15 protein-coding genes and 4 tRNA genes are annotated in these 16,530 nt (G+C 42.1%); 4 read left to right on the forward strand and 15 right to left on the reverse strand.

All coding sequences use genetic code 11. The annotated features are described in order from the left end of the window. Nucleotides 1–9: 9 nt before the first annotated feature. From D0907_RS06205 to D0907_RS06255, 11 genes are all read right to left on the reverse strand, one after another. Complete coding sequence (locus D0907_RS06205) at nucleotides 10–708, reverse strand: electron transport complex subunit E (protein ID WP_036969507.1); 699 nt, start codon at nucleotides 706–708, stop codon at nucleotides 10–12. Beyond that, nucleotides 708–1,343, reverse strand: a complete 636-nt coding sequence (gene rsxG / locus D0907_RS06210) for an electron transport complex subunit RsxG (RefSeq protein ID WP_036969504.1) — start codon at nucleotides 1,341–1,343, stop codon at nucleotides 708–710. Before rsxG ends, D0907_RS06205 begins: the two co-directional genes overlap by 1 nt. Next, nucleotides 1,343–2,398: an electron transport complex subunit RsxD gene (rsxD, locus tag D0907_RS06215; RefSeq protein WP_118844169.1), complete on the reverse strand. Its 1,056-nt coding sequence runs from the start codon at nucleotides 2,396–2,398 to the stop codon at nucleotides 1,343–1,345. Before rsxD ends, rsxG begins: the two co-directional genes overlap by 1 nt. Then, nucleotides 2,395–4,911: an electron transport complex subunit RsxC gene (gene rsxC, locus D0907_RS06220; RefSeq protein WP_118844170.1), complete on the reverse strand. Its 2,517-nt coding sequence runs from the start codon at nucleotides 4,909–4,911 to the stop codon at nucleotides 2,395–2,397. Before rsxC ends, rsxD begins: the two co-directional genes overlap by 4 nt. A gap of 8 nt (nucleotides 4,912–4,919) precedes the next feature. After that, nucleotides 4,920–5,474, reverse strand: coding sequence for an electron transport complex subunit RsxB (rsxB, locus tag D0907_RS06225; RefSeq protein WP_036969496.1), 555 nt, complete (start codon nucleotides 5,472–5,474; stop codon nucleotides 4,920–4,922). A 1-nt stretch (nucleotide 5,475) separates the two neighbouring features. Then, the gene (gene rsxA, locus D0907_RS06230; protein WP_036969494.1) at nucleotides 5,476–6,057 is read right to left on the reverse strand and encodes an electron transport complex subunit RsxA; all 582 of its coding nucleotides are present in this window, start codon (nucleotides 6,055–6,057) and stop codon (nucleotides 5,476–5,478) included. Between the two features lie 169 nt (nucleotides 6,058–6,226). Then, a complete protein-coding gene (locus D0907_RS06235) occupies nucleotides 6,227–8,170 on the reverse strand; it encodes an EAL domain-containing protein (protein ID WP_036969491.1) in 1,944 nt (647 codons plus the stop codon). Nucleotides 8,171–8,354: 184 nt separating this feature from the next. Next, a tRNA-Asn gene (locus D0907_RS06240) sits at nucleotides 8,355–8,431 on the reverse strand. A gap of 26 nt (nucleotides 8,432–8,457) precedes the next feature. Beyond that, nucleotides 8,458–8,534, reverse strand: a tRNA-Asn gene (locus tag D0907_RS06245). Between the two features lie 19 nt (nucleotides 8,535–8,553). Beyond that, a tRNA-Asn gene (locus tag D0907_RS06250) sits at nucleotides 8,554–8,630 on the reverse strand. Nucleotides 8,631–8,651: 21 nt separating this feature from the next. Next, nucleotides 8,652–8,728, reverse strand: a tRNA-Asn gene (locus tag D0907_RS06255). A gap of 1,054 nt (nucleotides 8,729–9,782) precedes the next feature. Between D0907_RS06255 and D0907_RS06260 the strand changes: the two genes are divergently transcribed. The 4 genes from D0907_RS06260 to D0907_RS06275 are packed head-to-tail and all read left to right on the forward strand — an operon-like array spanning nucleotide 9,783 to nucleotide 14,747. Next, nucleotides 9,783–11,162, forward strand: coding sequence for an MATE family efflux transporter (locus D0907_RS06260; protein ID WP_074989787.1), 1,380 nt, complete (start codon nucleotides 9,783–9,785; stop codon nucleotides 11,160–11,162). Continuing rightward, nucleotides 11,159–13,153, forward strand: coding sequence for an excinuclease ABC subunit UvrB (gene uvrB / locus D0907_RS06265; protein WP_036969486.1), 1,995 nt, complete (start codon nucleotides 11,159–11,161; stop codon nucleotides 13,151–13,153). The genes D0907_RS06260 and uvrB overlap by 4 nt, the downstream gene beginning before the upstream one ends. Before the next feature lie 5 nt (nucleotides 13,154–13,158). Continuing rightward, nucleotides 13,159–14,088 (forward strand): class I SAM-dependent methyltransferase, encoded by a 930-nt coding sequence (locus tag D0907_RS06270; protein ID WP_074989788.1) that lies wholly within the window; start codon nucleotides 13,159–13,161, stop codon nucleotides 14,086–14,088. Continuing rightward, nucleotides 14,088–14,747 (forward strand): tRNA (adenine(22)-N(1))-methyltransferase, encoded by a 660-nt coding sequence (locus D0907_RS06275; protein ID WP_036969481.1) that lies wholly within the window; start codon nucleotides 14,088–14,090, stop codon nucleotides 14,745–14,747. Before D0907_RS06270 ends, D0907_RS06275 begins: the two co-directional genes overlap by 1 nt. Nucleotides 14,748–14,752: 5 nt before the next feature. Here the strand turns inward: D0907_RS06275 and D0907_RS06280 are convergent, their stop codons facing one another. From D0907_RS06280 to D0907_RS06295, 4 genes are all read right to left on the reverse strand, one after another. Beyond that, nucleotides 14,753–14,995, reverse strand: coding sequence for a hypothetical protein (locus D0907_RS06280; protein ID WP_118844171.1), 243 nt, complete (start codon nucleotides 14,993–14,995; stop codon nucleotides 14,753–14,755). 73 nt (nucleotides 14,996–15,068) lie between these two features. Then, nucleotides 15,069–15,956, reverse strand: coding sequence for a DMT family transporter (locus D0907_RS06285; RefSeq protein ID WP_118844172.1), 888 nt, complete (start codon nucleotides 15,954–15,956; stop codon nucleotides 15,069–15,071). A gap of 107 nt (nucleotides 15,957–16,063) precedes the next feature. After that, nucleotides 16,064–16,222, reverse strand: a complete 159-nt coding sequence (locus D0907_RS06290; protein WP_075594137.1) for a YbaM family protein — start codon at nucleotides 16,220–16,222, stop codon at nucleotides 16,064–16,066. Continuing rightward, nucleotides 16,212–16,490, reverse strand: a complete 279-nt coding sequence (locus D0907_RS06295; RefSeq protein ID WP_065978833.1) for a late competence development ComFB family protein — start codon at nucleotides 16,488–16,490, stop codon at nucleotides 16,212–16,214. Before D0907_RS06295 ends, D0907_RS06290 begins: the two co-directional genes overlap by 11 nt. Between the last annotated feature and the right edge of the window lie 40 nt (nucleotides 16,491–16,530).

Genomic DNA, 16,530 nt, shown 5'->3' on the forward strand with positions numbered 1-16,530 from the left:
TGCTCTCCTTTAAGTTAAACTCGTTACTCGGGCTCGAGGGCCTTTTTCTACTTCTGGAGTAACAACTTGCTTAGATTTTATTTGTGTATCAATCACATTCTTTGCCGCAATCAATAATCCAAGCCCTAAAAAAGCGCCAGGAGGTAAAATTGCTAATAAGAACTGATTGTCAAAGCTAAATACTTCAATGCGCAGTACTTCTGCCCATGGTCCAAGTAATAAGTCGGCACCATCAAACAGTGTGCCTTGGCCTATTAATTCTCGAATAGCGCCAAGCACAACAAGCACCAACATAAAGCCAAGTCCCATCATTAAGCCATCGAATGCAGAAAGAGGCACGGTATTTTTAGAGGCAAATGCCTCTGCTCGGCCAATAATTGCGCAGTTGGTTACAATCAGTGGAATAAAAATACCTAATGATTGATACAGACCAAATGTGTAGGCGTTCATAAGCAGCTGAACGATGGTAACAAACCCTGCAATGATCATCACGAAAACGGGAATACGTATATCTTTCGGCACCCAGTTACGCACAATAGAGACAGTGATGTTTGAACCAACCAATACCAGTAAGGTTGCTAAACCAAGGCCTAACGCATTTGTAATGGTTGATGTTACGGCCAGCAGAGGACACAAGCCCAGTAATTGCACAAGGGCGGGGTTGTTTGCCCACATACCCTCTTTAAATAAGGTTTTGATTTCGCTCATTACTGTGCTCCTTGGCATGAATTTGGCGCAGCAAATAGGTTATCAAACTCAGCTTTTGCGAACAGCACCGCATTTTTGACTGAGCCAACGACCGCTCGAGGGGTAATTGTTGCCCCAGTAAACTGATCAAACTGACCGCCATCTTTTTTAACGGCCCAACGTGTGTCATCGTCACCTAGCACATTTTGGCCTTTAAAGAGGGTGATCCAATCCGATTTTTTTATTTCGACTTTATCGCCGAGACCGGGCGTTTCTTCGTGCTTTGTGACACGCACGCCAGCAATGTCGCCATTAGCAAATACGGCTGTTAGTAAGTTGATATCGCCGCTGTAGCCACTAGGTGTGACATGGCGCATCACTAAAGCATAGGGTTCGTTATTTTTGTAAGCACGGTAAATAACCTGATCAGGACGAGGTCCTAAACGTTCATCTGTAATGATCACACAATCTTTATATAGTTGATTGTCATAGTGATGGGCATCAAGCACTTGCTGTAATTGCTCTGCAAGTTGCTTTTTTTCTTGCTCGCTTATACGCTCAGCCGTCAGGCTATGTGTCAGTGCAACAGCCCCCGTGGTAAGCAGTGCAAAAACAGTAAGAATGCCACCATTTTTAGTCATTGAGGAAAGGATCATTATTTCACTCCATGGCCGTAAGTACGTGGTTGTGTATAGTAATCAATTAACGGCACAGCCATATTTAATAACAAAACACTAAATGCCACCGCATCTGGATAACCACCAAAGGTACGAATTAAGTAAATAAGTAAACCAATTAAGGCTCCGTAAATTAAGCGGCCCTTATTGGTGGTTGATGCCGAAACAGGATCAGTCGCGATAAAAAATGCACCTAACATGGTTGCACCACTGAATAGATGAAATACCACGCCTGGCTCTGTGCCTGGCGCTGCAATATAACCAATACCACTGCACAGTATGAGAGATGCTAAAAAGCCGACTGGAATATGCCAGTTTATTATCTTTGCTTTTAATAAGTATAAACCACCTAATAAGAAGCCAAAGTTTACCCAGCCCCAGCCAAGTCCAAACCAATCATTAAACAGTGGTTTGCTCATACTTTCTGACACTGTTAGGTGGTGAGCCACATCGGTTTTAACCGTATCTAAAGGGGTTGCCATTGTTGTGCCATCAATTGCAACACGCAGCTGATCAACGCTAAATCCAGCAGAGGTAAAGCCGTTAAAAATAACGGATAGTTGTTGTGTAAAGCTAATTGGATTTGCGAGCAGTTCGTTTACTGGCAGCCAGCTTGTCATTTGCACAGGGAATGACACAAGCAATAATACATATGCCGCCATTGCAGGGTTAAACAAGTTAAAACCAAGCCCGCCATAAAGTTGTTTAACAATGACAATAGCAAATAGGCAACCAATTACGATAATCCACCATGGGGCAAGAGGTGGGATACTAAGCGCCAATAGCACAGCTGTAAGCCAAGCACTACCATCACTTAATGTTGGCCATACTTTGCGTTTACGAAGTAACAGAACAGCCGCTTCACAGGCACTGACAGTCAGTAATGCGAGCACAAGCTGAATTAATACCGCAGTGCCAAAAAAGTAAACTTGGGCTATTAAACCTGGAATACACGCAGCAATCACGGTGATCATTAAACGGCTTAATGATTTGGTACTATGATTATGCGGCGAACTGGCCATGGTTAGTTTCATGACTTATCGGTTCCTTCTTGTTGTAACTTTTTAGCTTTAGCGCGAGCAATTGCACGTGCAATCGCCGCTTTCTTTTTGTCTTCGCTTGATTCAGGCGTGTTATCTATTTGCTGTGCTTCAGATTCATCTGTACTTGAATCATCAGAGTGAGCGTCAGTACCGTGGGTGTCTGCGCTTTCGCTTTCGTTTTTTGCTTGTTGCTCAGCGTGCTCTTTCGCTGCTTTTTTCGCTTTTGCACGGGCAACTGCCGCTGCTACGGCCGCTTTTTTATCGTCAACGGCTGCAGGTTCTGCATCGGTTGCGCTCTCAGTTTCGGCTTGCTCTTTCGCTGATTTTTTTGCTTTTTCACGGGCAATCGCCGCGGCTACGGCCGCTTTTTTATCGTCAACGGCTGCAGGCTCTGCATCGGTTGCGTTCTCAGCTTCTGTGGCTTGCGCTGCTTTTTTCGCTTTAGCACGGGCAATCGCCGCTGCAACAGCCGCTTTTTTATCGTCAACGGCTGCAGACTCTGCATCGGTTGCGTTATCAGCTTCAGTGGCTTGCGCTGCTTTTTTCGCTTTAGCACGGGCAATCGCCGCCGCTACGGCCGCTTTTTTATCGTCAACGGCTGCAGGCTCTGCATCGGTTGCGTTATCAGCTTCAGTGGCTTGCGCTGCTTTTTTCGCTTTAGCACGGGCAATCGCCGCAGCTACGGCCGCTTTTTTATCGTCAACGGCTGCAGGCTCTGCATCGGTTGCGTTATCAGCTTCAGTGGCTTGTGCTGCTTTTTTCGCTTTAGCACGGGCAATAGCCGCTGCAACAGCTGACTTCTTATCGTCTTTATCGACGGTTTCTTCACTTTGCTCTAGCGCTTTTTGCTCTTTGTACTTACGCGCTTGCTCTTTACGTGCAGCACGCTCTTTAGCTACTTCAGAATTATCAGGTTCCAGTTCTGCGCCTTGTTTTTTCGCTTTGGCACGGGCAATAGCGGCTGCAACAGCTGATTTACTGTCTTTATCGTCAGATTTTGGTTTAACACGGGCGAGGGCATCAGCCACTTTTTGTTTTTCATCGCTCGACTTCGTCGCGGGCTTGCGTTTATGACGGTTTTGTCGCTCTTCTTGCTCGCGCTCTAAACGCTCTTTGCGTGCTTCAAAGCGCTCTCTGGCGCGCTCAGCTTTTATTTGTTCTGCTTGTTGCTCTTTGATTTCGGCTTTAGCAACTCGGTAGTATTGCACAAGTGGAATTTCACTCGGGCAGACATAGGCGCAGGCTCCACATTCGATGCAATCGAATAGGTTATGCTCATTTAACTTGTCGTATTCTTTTGACTTAGCAAACCACTGCAGCTGTTGGGGTAATAGCGAAGCAGGGCAGGCATCAGCACAGGCACTACAACGAATACAGGCTTTTTCGTCTCCTGGTTCAGCCAGCTCTTGATGATCAGGGGCTAAAATACAGTTTGTGGTTTTTACAATGCCGATTCTTACCGTTGGTAAGGTAAAGCCCATCATAGGGCCGCCCATGACAACTCGTTGTTGTGGCACCGGTGAAAAGCCTTGGCAATCTAGTAAGTGTTTTATTTCAGTGCCAAGTAACGCCCATACATTTCCTTGTTTATGGATTGTATTGCCAGTCACTGTGACCACGCGTTCAATTAATGGCTTGCCTTCATAAACCGCTTGGTTAATTGCAAACAGGGTGCCTACATTGTGCACTAACATACCAATGTCAGCAGGAATATTGCCGCTAGGTACTTCTTTGCCTGTTAGCAATTTTATCAATTGTTTTTCACCGCCAGAAGGATAAACAGTAGGGACAGTTTGAACAATGATAGACTCATTATGTTTTGCTGCTTGTTGCATTGCTGCAATAGCTTCTGGCTTATTATCTTCAATACCTATGATTGTCAGTGTTGGGTTGAGCAAGTGCTGCATTAACTCAATACCGGCGATAATTCCGTGTGCATGTTCACGCATTAACATGTCGTCTGCAGTGATGTATGGCTCACACTCAACGGCATTTACAATTAAAAATTCAATGCTTTTTCGCGTATCTGCTTTTACATAAGTGGGAAAACCAGCTCCCCCCATCCCTGCAATACCTGATTGATGAATAATATCGACTAGCTCATCATGTGAGAGTGCTTTAGGGTCATCAACAGGGTTTAGTTCACACCATGTATCTTTGCCATCTGGTTCAATAATGACGCTGAGCTCAGGCAACGCTGATGGGTGTGCAGATGGCATCGGGCAGATATCTGTGATCACACCAGAAGTAGGCGCATGTACAGGCACTGACCAGTTACCGCTAGGTTTCGTTAACGCTTGACCTTTAAGAACTGATTGGCCTTTTACTACGATTAATTTGCCGTTGGCACCAATATGTTGTTTTAGTGACACAACTAATTTATCTGGCAGCTCTAGTCGCTCAATTGCACGTGATGTTGATTGTTGCTTTTGTCCAGGTGGATGAATCCCCCCAGCGAATGGCCAGACTTTACCTTGTTTGATTTGTTCTATTAACGTTTCCATCTGCGCTCCTAATCTACCTGAGTCACAGGGATTGCATTTAATTGCCATTTCCAAGTTTGTTTGGTTTCTTTTACAGGCAGCATATCAATACAGTCAACTGGGCAAGGTTCAACACATAAATCACAGCCAGTGCATTCGTCAATGAGTACGGTATGCATTTGACGGGTCGCACCAACAATGGCATCAACAGGGCAGGCTTGGATACATTTAGTACAGCCAATACATTCGTCTTCTCGAATGTATGCAACGGTTTTTACTGGCTCTGCTTGTTCGCCGCCAGCAAGAGGTTTTGCTTCAACCCCCATTAAATCTGCCAGTTTTTTTACCGTGGCTTCGCCGCCCGGCGGGCATTTATTTATTTCGTCACCATTCGCTATCGCCTCTGCGTAAGGGCGACAACCAGGGTAGCCACATTGTCCACATTGAGTTTGTGGCAATATGGTGTCAATTTGATCAACGATAGGGTTGCTTTCTACCCGAAAACGTACGGCAGCAAATCCTAAAATCAAACCAAATATTAGCGCTAATGAACCTAGCGCAATTAAGGCATAAAACAAGGTCATATTAAAACTTCACTAATCCTGTAAAACCCATAAAGGCCATCGACATCAGACCTGCGGTGATCATCGCAATCGATGCACCTTTAAATGGTGAAGGAACGTCTGCAACAGCTAAACGTTCGCGTAATGCGGCAAAAAGAATTAACACCATTGAAAAACCAACTGCTGCGCCAAAACCATACACGGCTGATTGTAAGAATGAATGGTCTTCTTTGATATTAAGAAGGGCAACACCTAACACTGCACAGTTTGTTGTGATCAGGGGCAAGAATATACCGAGCAAACGATACAAAGTTGGACTGGTTTTTCTAACAACCATCTCAGTAAATTGCACAACGACAGCAATCACCAAAATAAAGCTCATGGTGCGTAAAAATGCGATATCGAGTGGAATCAAAATATAGTGATTCACCAGATAGCTGGTAACAGAGGCGAGTGTTAGCACAAAGGTTGTCGCTAAAGACATACCAATAGCAGTGTCGAGTTTACCTGATACACCCATAAACGGGCATAAACCTAAAAACTGAACTAAAACGAAGTTGTTGACTAGTACGGTACCAATCAGTAACAAGACATACTCTGTCATGCGTGCCTCACGAGAATAAAAACAACGTCATTATCCTTTTTTCTGGAGGCTGACACAACACATGCGAGGCGATTAGCTTAAATTAACAAAGCTGTTTGTATTTGAAGTGTTAAAGTTACGTTAAAGACCTGATAAACAGTCGGTTTATTAGGTCTTATTGGCGTAGATCTTAGATGTCTTTTGGTTTTTCTATGTAATAACCCTGCACGCCATCTAAGCAAAGGGTTTCGATAATGTGTTTCTCTTCCTGGCTCTCTACACCTTCGGCAAAAACATTAACCCCAATCCGGTGAGCAAGATCTACCATTAAGCGCATAAAATATTGATTGTTTTTATCATCTTCAAGACCGCGGGTATAGCTTGCATCCATTTTAATAAAGTCAGGCTTCAAGTCTCTGAAGAATTTAAATGAAGTTAAGCCTACACCAAAGCGTTCAACAGTCACACGCGCACCGACACGATGAACCATATCAATAAAACGCTTACTTGCTTTTATATTTTGCTGAAGACCAAATTCGCTGACTTCAAAAATTAATTTAGTGGCAATATTGTTATCTTTTAACAAACGGCGTTCTAACCAAATAAGAAACTGATCATTATGCGCACTGGATGCTGTGACATTTATACCAAAAAACTTTTGTGAGAAGTTGCGTGTCTTCACTTTTTCAAGGGTGGTGTCGATTATTAATCGATCAATTTCCATTGCCATACCGAGTTTTTCGGCCATCGCTAAAAAAGACGCCGTAGGAAGCATTTGATTTTCGGCTGTTTTAAAGCGCACTTGAATTTCGGCATAGGCTTTGATGCTTTTACCAATTGGCATGATATTTTGCATAACTAAGTGAACACGCTTTGACTCGATCACTTCGTTTATCACTTTGCGCCAGTTTTGATTACCAAAGCCAGCACTCACATTGTTTACTAAATCTGTTTCGCGTTGAACATGCCATGCATTTGCTTGCTTAGATTGTGCCATGCTCATAGCGTTATCAACAATCGACAGTAGTTCGCCTAAAGGTTTGCCTTTTTCGTACCCAACTATGCCTGTATTTGCTACTGAACTTAATTCTTGGTTTTGCTGATACTGCGTAAAACGCGATTGTAAGTTATCACCGAATCGTTCAGCTTCTTTTAGGGGAGTATTAGGTAAAATAACAGCAAAGTCTGAACTGTTTACCCGAAATACTTGGCTATTGGTGTAAGTACCACTGATATGTTTAATAATATCGGCAACACCTTTTACGTATTCATCGCCTTTTTGATAACCGCGAGTTTGGTTTATTGCTTGTAGCTCACTACAACGCACCATAGCTAAAGAGCCAAAGGTGCTTTTATCGGCATTTTCGATGTTTTTCTCGTAGTATTCGACGAACATATTACGATTACCAAGATTTGTAATGACATCTTTATACGCTTCTTGCTTAATGCTCATTGCATTGTTTTCAATATCATCATGCTTGGTTTGTAAAAAGTGCGAAAGACGATTGAAAGTAGGTATTAAATCTTTACTAAGCTTTTTCAAGCGTGTTGTGTCCATTGCTTGTTCAAGATCGCCATTAACCTGATTTTGATTGATATAGATATCGATGATATCTGCAATGGTGGTGCTCACTTTTCGGTTTAAGCGTCTAAACATGCTTTGCATATATATAATAGGCAACAAAGCAATTAAGCCTGAGACTAAAATGACAATAAACATGGACTGTTGTAGCAGGTTTGCCAGATTGTTTGCGTTGATTGTGAATTCAACTTTTATGTCAGAAGCTTGGTTAACAGCAAATTGTGGGCGAATCGAATTAAAGCTCGTATTTACAATATCTGCAAAGAGGGGCAGGGGCTGTGGCGATTCAACCATGGTAACGAGGTTACCTGCTTGATCTCGTATTATAAATTTAGAGAAAGTAGTGCCGTCGGCAAGCGCTTTTTGTATTTTTTCAGGCGCAAGCTCGTCCATCGTTAAACTATTTATGTAAGTATTCACTACGAATTGCGCTTTTTTCTGAGCATCGCTAACTGCGTTGTCAAACCCCAGTGCAATAAAATACCCACCGAGCAATGCAAATAGTAGCCAAGAAATAAGTTGAACAAATATTAGTTTTTTAAAGCCTGCCATGTTTTTTATCTTATAAAAGCCTAAAAGGAAGAATCAATTCCCTGATTGATTGCTTTAAGTACAGTGAATTCTATTTAAATAGCAAAAAAGAAATAACTCAGGATAGATTAGAATATATAAGGCAGAAAGTCTAATAGATTCGCAGAATGTGAAAGATGATAAAAGTCTAATATATTCTGGAAGTTGGCTCCCCCTCCCCGACTCGAACGGGGGACCTGCGGATTAACAGTCCGTCGCTCTAACCAACTGAGCTAAGGGGGAACAATAGAGTAGTGTGCTTTATGATTTGGCTCCCCCTCCCCGACTCGAACGGGGGACCTGCGGATTAACAGTCCGTCGCTCTAACCAACTGAGCTAAGGGGGAACAATCATAATCATAAACTTGGCTCCCCCTCCCCGACTCGAACGGGGGACCTGCGGATTAACAGTCCGTCGCTCTAACCAACTGAGCTAAGGGGGAAACGTTTATGGTCGAAAAACTTGGCTCCCCCTCCCCGACTCGAACGGGGGACCTGCGGATTAACAGTCCGTCGCTCTAACCAACTGAGCTAAGGGGGAAGCGTCATGCCTTTCAACGGGGCGAAATATTAATGACAGCATTGCAAAGTGTCAACATAAAAACTTCATAAATTCAAAAAAGAAGTGTATTCGATGTTTTTATGTTCGATCTGAACAAAATGTAGCTGAAAAACACAGATGTTTTCGCGGTTAAAGTAAAATTTCATGTTGGATCATGTGATTTTTTGCATGCTTTTTGACCACGAGCAATATTATAAATTAGTCAAAAGTATTCGTTGTATAGAATTTTGGCTTATAAGAGAGGAAATTGTCATTTATCTCAGATTTTATTCTCGCTATAAAAATTTAATCTAATCATTTTTATTTGCGCATTAAATTCTTCCATTTTAGAGGTCTCAAATCGGTCTGTCGGTTGAGAAAAAACGTTAAATACGGCATTAATTGATCCTGAATTGTGAATGTAAAGACAGATAGAAGAGTGGTTTAAGTGTTTTTTATCAGTGTGTTAGGCTGTTTTTTAGCCTCTTTATTTTGAATTGTCATATTTATTTGCAGGGTGAGTGTGAACAATAATTAGGCATTCTTTAAAAGAATCTAACAAAAGGGTTAAAACAAGACACTTGCGTGATTTTCATAGGTTGCGATAAATACTGAGCTCAAAAGCCTTTATAATTGCGGCTTTCAGAGAGTTATCCACGGTTTCTGTGGATAACTCTGTTTATTAAACTTTAAGAACAGCTATGGCGCTAGAATTTTAGGGCGCTGCAGCAATTTCAAGCATTTAATCATATTTTTTTTACTTATTTAAAATCAAACGGTTAAGTTTTGTATCTGAAGCGACGCTGAATTGATAAGTAATGTTATTCGTGACGATAAAATGACGCGGTTTGTTGTGTAAAAAAGCAGCGGTTACTGCCATTTTATTGTAACAATGCTATTAATGATGTTCTTATTTTGTTTTTTAACGATGTTCGTGGTTGTTTTTATGTTAAAGCCTCAAAAGTGACAGTTTTCTTTGTTTAAAATTAACCGTGGCTTGCAAGGCGAGGATGCTTTAAACTTATCAGCTCAGTAAAAGAGGCAAAGTATTCCCATGACCGTGACGTCGCAGAGCAAATCTAAACCTGATCTTTTAAACTCTCCAATCCTGCCAACGTTGAAAAAAATGACTATCCCTATGATCTTCGGGATGATCACCTTAATGATGTTTAACCTAGTTGATACTTTCTTTATTAGTCTACTTGGTACAGAACCCCTTGCAGCAGTGAGCTTTACTTTTCCTGTAACCTTTACGGTTATTAGTCTTGCCATTGGCCTCGGTATTGGCACTTCAGCGGTAATTGCGAAAGCATTAGGGAGTGACAAATTAGATGAAGCTCGGTTTGATGCCAGTATTGCTTTACTCATTTCTGTGGTTTTGGTGTTTTGCTTGTCTGTTATTGGGTATGTATTTATTAACCCTATTTTTGAATTGTTGGGAGCTGGGCAGCAAGTACTTCCGCTAATACACGACTATATGAGTGTGTGGTTTTTAGGCAGTGTATTTTTGATTACCCCGATGGTTGGTAATTCTGTTTTGCGCGCAAGTGGCGATACAAAAACGCCGAGTTTAGTAATGGGGGGCGCGGGTCTCATTAATGCCGTGTTAGATCCGATTTTAATTTTTGGTTTGGGCCCAATACCGGCATTGGGTATTCAAGGCGCTGCCATTGCCAGTGTAATTGCATGGTCTTTCGCGGTGGTGATTATTCTTTATATACTGGCAATTAAAAATGGTTTGTTGAGCTTGTACGCTGGCCAACAAACGATTATTGGGGCAATAAGAAAAATTTTAAAAATAGGTTTACCTGCAGCAGGGGCGAACATGTTGACACCCATTGCAATGGCTGTGATGACGGCGTTAGTGGCTAAGCATGGCCCTGAAGCCGTCGCTGCATTTGGTGTGGGTAGCCGAATTGAGTCAATAGCCAGTTTAGTGGTTTTAGCATTGTCGATGACACTGCCACCGTTTGTCAGTCAAAACTTTGGAGCCGGAAAGTTAGGCCGTGTAAAAGAAGCGTATATTACTACGTTGAAGTTTGTGATGATTTGGCAATTCGGCATTTATTTACTGTTGCTTTTGACCTCTAGTTTTATTGCGCATGTCTTTGGTAAAGAGCAGGCGGTTATTGATGTCATTAAACTTTTCATTTATATCTTGCCATTAAGTTACGGTTTGCAAGGTGTGATAATTCTCTCTAACTCTTCATTTAATGCTTTACATAAGCCAATGAATGCGCTGATTTTAAGTATCATTCGTTTATTTGTCTTTTATGTGCCAATTGCCTATGTCGGGAGTGAAATTGCAGGGTTAACAGGCTTGTTTATAGGCGCAGCTGTGGGTAATTTGTTTACGGCTTTTGTGGCTTATAAGTGGTTTATAAAAGAAGTAAATGCATTAAGCACAACGGCGATGAAGGAGTGTCATTTATGAGTGATCATTTTCAACTGGTTTCAAAATTTAAACCAAGTGGTGACCAACCCACGGCCATTGCTCAATTATCTGAGGGCCTTGAAGCAGGGCTTGCTCATCAAACATTGTTAGGTGCTACAGGGACGGGTAAAACCTTTACCATGGCAAATATAATCCATGATCTAAATCGGCCAACGATTATCATGGCGCATAATAAGACGCTTGCAGCGCAGTTATATGGAGAGATGAAAGAGTTTTTCCCTCATAATGCGGTTGAATATTTCGTGTCATATTATGATTACTATCAGCCTGAAGCGTATGTTGTTGCCAGTGACACATTTATAGAAAAAGATGCCTCTATTAACGAGCATATTGAGCAAATGCGCTTAAGTGCAACCAAAGCGTTACTTGAACGCCGTGACACAATTATTGTTGCATCTGTTTCGGCTATTTACGGTTTGGGCGATCCTGACTCGTACATGAAGATGATGTTGTTACTCAAAGTAGGCGAAACTGTCGACCAGCGTGATATGCTTCGTCGCTTAGCCGAGTTGCAATATACGCGTAATGACATTGAATTTAGTCGTGGTACGTACCGTGTGCGCGGTGAAGTGGTTGATATTTTCCCTGCTGAGTCAGATACATACGCGGTGCGTGTGGAAATGTTTGATGATGAAATTGAGCGTTTAAGTATCTTTGATCCATTAACAGGGGCTGTTGAAAAGCACATTGTGCGCGCGACTATTTACCCAAAAACACACTATGTGACACCCCGTGAGAAAATTCTTGATGCGATTGAAAATATTAAGGTCGAGTTAAAAGATCGCAGAGCCCAGTTGCTTAGCGCAAATAAACTTGTCGAAGAGCAACGTATTGCACAGCGAACACAATACGATATAGAAATGATGACCGAGCTTGGTTATTGCTCTGGAATTGAGAACTACAGCCGTTATTTATCGGGGCGTACTCCGGGCGATCCGCCGCCTACATTGCTTGACTATTTACCTGATGATGCCTTGATGATCATCGATGAGTCGCATGTGACCGTATCGCAAATTGGTGCAATGTACAAAGGTGACCGTAGTCGAAAAGAGAACTTAGTTGAATATGGATTTCGTCTTCCTTCGGCATTGGATAATCGGCCACTTCGATTTGAAGAGTTCGAAGCAATTGCACCGCAAACGATTTATGTATCGGCAACGCCAGGCGAATTTGAGCTAACGCGCTCAGCAGGTGAAGTGGCTGAACAAGTTATTCGTCCTACAGGCTTAGTAGACCCTGAAATTGAAGTGCGCCCTGTGGGTACTCAGGTTGATGACTTATTGTCTGAGATTTACAAACGAGTTGAGGTAAATGAGCGTGTCTTAGTGACAACCTTAACAAAACGTATGGCAGAAGACTTAACGGATTACTTAAATGATCATGATGTAAAAGTTCGTTATTTGCATTCTGACATCGATACTGTTGAGCGAGTTGAGATTATTCGTGATTTGCGCGCTGGTGTTTTCGATGTGTTAGTGGGTATTAACTTATTACGAGAAGGCCTTGATATGCCAGAGGTTTCACTCGTAGCGATACTCGATGCTGATAAAGAAGGCTTTTTACGTTCGACGCGTTCTTTATTACAAACAATAGGGCGCGCTGCTCGTCATTTAAATGGTAAAGCAATTCTGTACGGTGATCGTATAACGAATTCAATGCGTCAGGCTATTGATGAAACTGATCGTCGTCGTGAAAAACAGCAAGCTCATAACGCAGAACATGGCATTGTACCGCAAGCGTTAGTGAAAAGTATCACGGATATTATGGATGTTGGTGAAGAGGCTGGCCCTAAAGATAACCTTCGATTGGTCCGTAAAGAATCTAAAAAAGTGCTAAGCGCTAAAGAGATTGCCAGTCAAATTAAAGCACTGGAGACTAAAATGCACGCGTACGCAAGTGATCTGGAGTTTGAGAAAGCAGCCTCAGTGCGTGACGAAATACATGAATTACAACAACAGCTAATAAATTAAGTACTATGACAAACGATTTTTCAGCCATTTTAACTGCGTTAGCAGATGCGCCACTTTCGGCTAACGAACTTTGCCGTATTTTTCATGGCCGCGGCCACAGTGTGGCTGAATTAAGCCATATTAATGTTGATTTTTACCCTCCGGCATTATTTTTAGTGTCGTATGAGAGCATCCCTGACGATCAACTAGGTCAACTCACTGAAGTACTTTGGCAATGGGCGCAAAATAATGCCCCAGAATTAATTACTGCGTTGGTGTATCAACAGCGTAGCGGTATAAATACGATTAATAGCGTGGTACACGGCGAACTTCCTGACGAGCATGTTGTTCAAGAAAATGACATAAAATTTAGAGTCGATTTATTGAGCAGGCAAAATACCGGTATTTTTCCTGATATGCGTCGTGGCCGTGAGTTTGTACAGGCTCATAGTCAGGGGGCTAAAGTACTGAATTTATTTTCATATACTTGCGGATTCTCCGTTGCGGCAATGCAAGGGGGGGCTGAGCAAGTCATTAATATGGATATGAATAAAGGCGTGCTCAGAACAGGTAAACAAAATCACCAACTTAATGGGTTTACACGGGGTGTTAGTTACTTGCCTCATGATATTTTAAAATCATTTGGTAAGCTTAAAAAGTCAGCACCTTATGAGTTGATTATTGTCGATCCGCCCAGCTTTCAAAAAGGCAGCTTTATTCTGACGAAAGATTATCAAAAAATATTGCGCCGTTTGCCTGAGCTGCTCAACGAAAACACCCTTTTATTGTTGTGTGCCAATAGCCCTGAAATGTCTGAACAAGCATTTAAAGCACTGATTGCAGAGCACACAGAAGGTGCAATTACATTCGTTGAACGTTTAGCGCCTACCGCTGGTTTTATTGAAGTAGACAGCGATAGAAGCTTAAAAGCGCTTGTTTATAAAACCACACAGTAATGGCGTTAAGTAAGCGTTTATCAGCGATCGCGCAAATGGTCCCAAATGAGTATGATGAGATTTGGGACTGCTGCTGCGATCATGGCTTTTTAGGCATGCAGTTACTCAAAGATAATAGAGCCGATCAAATCCACTTTGTAGATATCGTGCCTGAGTTGATGCAGTCACTCCAACAGACACTGGCGCGTTTTTCAACTGAAGAACAACGCGGACATTGGCAGGTACATTGCCAAGATGTGGCCACTATTTCTTTAACACCCCAAAAACGTCATCTCGTGATTATTGCAGGAGTTGGGGGAGATTTAATGTGTCAGTTTATTTCGCAGATTCAGGCTCACAATCATCTTGCTCACATCGATTTTATAGTTTGTCCTGTGCACCATAGCTATAAAGTACGTAGCCACCTACAGTCATTAGATTTTGGTTTAGTCGCCGAGCACCTTATTTCTGAAAATAGACGCTTTTATGAGTTAATGTTCGTGAGCGCATCGGCTAAAACGCCAATAACGCGAGTAGGACAGGGGATGTGGCAATTAACGAATAAGGAGCACCAAGCTTACTTAGGGCAACTATGTGCACATTACCAACGCATGCTAAACCAAGATGCTGATTATTATCAGCAAGTGCTTGATGAGTATACTCGCTTAATGCGAACCTAATTGTTTTAAAGCTTGTTAATCTCTTGTTTTACGCTGTAACTTGAGTCTGTGACTATGGCTTCGAGGGTCTGTACGCGTTGTTTTAACTCAAGAAGCTCAGCGGTAACCGCTGCAACTTGTTCATTCGCTTCTTTATTGTCTTTTAGGGTGCGCGATTTAAATTCTAAATGTTTTTTATACATATCGAAGATAACGCCTGAACCAACCGAGGTCAGTACAATTAATACCACCATCGTAGTGCCTGACATCATAATTCTCCTTTTATCAGTATCTTTATCCAATAGAGTATAGACTGGATTTTAAAAAGCAAAGGGGATTCTGTTACAAGGTATGTCGTTTAAAAAGCGATTTTATACGAATAAACCCAGTCACAAGCATGGTGCCAGCAATAACACACAGAGCGCCAAGTAACGTATTTGGCCCTATTTCTTCGTCGAGTATCAGGTTGCCCCATATAATGCCAAACAAAGGAATTAAGAAGGTAACGGTGAGCGCAGAGGTTGGACCAATCTCGTCAATTAGACGAAAAAAGAGAATATACGCCACTGCAGTACACACAATACCCAGAGCAATAACACCCGCCATTACGGTTTGACTTGGCATTTCTCTTATTGGCATCACAAAAATCAATGGTAATACGAGCATACTTGCGGCCCACATACTGCCATGCGCATTATCGAAAGCTGACAGTTTGGGGGCGTGTTTGGTGTAATGCGAGGCAATAGCATAACTAAGTGAGGCACACAGGGATGCAATAATTGCTGTTACTGTGGCGGTATTGATAGTTAGGCTGTTTTGTCCAACTAGGATAGCAACCCCAATGAGACCGACTAAGAGTCCCAGTATCATACTTTTACTCGGTGTCGATTTACTCCAAATTATGCCAAAAATGGCTCCCCAAATGGGGGTTGTTGAATTTAAAATCGCTAATGTCGAGGCATTAATAGTTTGTGCGGCAAACGCAAATAATAAAAATGGAATCGCAGAATTGAGTGCACCAATAATAAAAAAGTGCTTTTTGTAGGTAAGAAAAGCAAGCTTTTTATTAAAATACACGGCAAAGACACAGAGTGTTAAGGCAGCAAACCCTACGCGTAGTTCAATTAAAACGGCAGGCCCTAAACTTGAGGCCGCCATACGCATAAACAAGAATGATGCGCCCCAAATAGCGGCAAGAAAAAATAAGCGCAGTAAGCTGTGTATTGGCATAATGATGAATCATTCAAAATAATAAAGCACGAGCATATCAGATACTGCCTGATAAACTCGCCTTATTCGGGCTTGTAAGTGTAGAGTAAGCACTGAATAGAAGGCCTCTATTCAGCAGGTTTCACACGTTTTTTTTCGTAATCTGATTTGACTATTTCTAATGCTGCGAGCACATCCTCTGCAGGGACTTCGTTTTGTTCTAAGAGCATAATAAGGTCGACAGCCACTTTAATATAATTAGGAGCGGCTTCTAATTCATTGCCCATTCTGTAATTCCTTTTTCTTTGCAACCTGGCTGATTGCAACATCGATAGCCGTTTGTACTTGTTGTTCCATTAGCATTCGCTCACTGTGCGGTAAATAAAACTCCATATCGACATCGTAGCGAATGTAACGAGCGGGAAGCTGGTTGAGTACTGTGCAGCATAAATCGGCCATCACATCGTCATTGTATACGGAATCTAACTCTCGTTGCGCTATATCTTCGACAACCAGTTTTTCATAATAGTTATGAATATCATCATGCAATTTCATACAGTTTGAATCCAAAGTGATAGTCATTTCAGTGTATACC

It is taken from the genome of Pseudoalteromonas lipolytica (assembly GCF_003515105.1).
GTDB lineage: Bacteria > Pseudomonadota > Gammaproteobacteria > Enterobacterales > Alteromonadaceae > Pseudoalteromonas > Pseudoalteromonas lipolytica.